Here is a 1,387-nt window from a genome sequence, read left to right on the forward strand (position 1 = left end):
TACACGCCAGATCTCACCGCTCACCGATCGATAGGAATGGATGATGCTCACGCACGCCGTTGTCCACGCTGCGCTGGCGCGCTTGGCCTCTGCCGCGCTCCGCGCCGCTAGCCTGCTCTACAGTCCCGACAGCCCGGCGGCATTCCTGGCAGCCCTGGCGCTGCTGGCGGCGATGGGCGGGCTCGGCATCGCGCTGCTGCGGCGCTTTACGCGAGCGCTCGATCCGCTTGAGCAGGCGGCCTACGGCTTCACGCTGGGTGTTGTGGTCGCGTCGCTGGCGCTGCTGGTGCTGGCCTGTCTGCTTGGCCTGAGCACGATTCTGGTGGTGGCGGTGGGCACGGCCTGCGCGATCGGTGCTGCCGTGCTGCGGCGGGTGCCATGCCCAAAGGCCACCCGGCGCGGGTGCGGGCCGCTCATTGCAGGGACGCTGAGGCGAGCGTCCTTGTTTGTTGTGCCAAGCGATCGAACTCTGAAGTGTGTACGCCGGATTGCCGGAGCATCGGGCTGAAACCTCCTATATCTAAGGAGAGAGTTGTGATCTTCAAACACGACTTGGGTGGTGGTGTCGATCTGCGCATCCTTGAGCTGCGGCACGCCCCGGCGCTGCTCACGCTGATCGAAGAGAACCGCACGTATTTTGGCGAGTGGCTGGGCTGGGCCGATACAATCGCGACGGTCGAGGAGGCGCAGAGCTTCATCAAGCGCGGCATGACATGCCTGGCCGAGGATGGGCTGCCCTGGTGCGGCATCTGGCTGCATGATCGGATGGTCGGCGGTGTGCTCTGCTTTCCCGTGGAGCGGCGCATCCGGGCTACATCGATCGGGTACTGGCTGAGCCAGCAGGCGACGGGGCAAGGAATCATGACCCGTGCCGCACGCGCGATGCTCGGTTTTGCCTTCGACGATCTCAGCCTCAACCGCGTCGCGCTGGAGGCCGAGGTTGGAAACGTGCGCTCACGGGCCGTCGCCGAGCGGCTGGGCTTCACCTTCGAGGGAATTCGTCGGCATGGGTGGGTGAACCGTGGACAGTTTGTGGATATTGCGGTGTACTCCCTGCTGGCGAGCGATTGGCAGGGCCAGAAGGCAGCTCAATGATCTGACCTACGTGTTCAGGCTGCCAGATCATGGATCTGAGCCTGTGGCAGCAAGGCGCTATTCAGGCGAAGATGTGTCAGTTTGCGCTGCAAACGCGAACTCACACACAAAAAAGAGGCGATACCTGCCAGGCAGAGGACACGCCGGATCGACGCTTGTGCGCTACAATACACGCCAGATCTCACCGCTCACCGATCGATAGGAATGGATGATGCTCACGCACGCCGTTGTCCACGCTGCGCTGGCGCGCTTGGCCTCTGCCGCGCTCCGCGCCGCTAGCCTGCTCTACAGT

General features: G+C 63.9%; 2 protein-coding genes. Both read left to right on the forward strand.

Annotation, left to right across the window (positions count from 1 at the left end; translation table 11 throughout):
- Positions 1-40: 40 nt before the first annotated feature.
- Positions 41-508: a hypothetical protein gene (locus VFZ66_17365; protein HEX6290958.1), complete on the forward strand. Its 468-nt coding sequence runs from the start codon at positions 41-43 to the stop codon at positions 506-508.
- A gap of 26 nt (positions 509-534) precedes the next feature.
- On the forward strand, positions 535-1,095 hold the full coding sequence (locus VFZ66_17370; GenBank protein HEX6290959.1) for a GNAT family protein: 561 nt from the start codon (positions 535-537) through the stop codon (positions 1,093-1,095).
- Positions 1,096-1,387 lie beyond the last annotated feature (292 nt).

The organism is Herpetosiphonaceae bacterium, from assembly GCA_036374795.1.
Lineage (GTDB): Bacteria > Chloroflexota > Chloroflexia > Chloroflexales > Kallotenuaceae > LB3-1.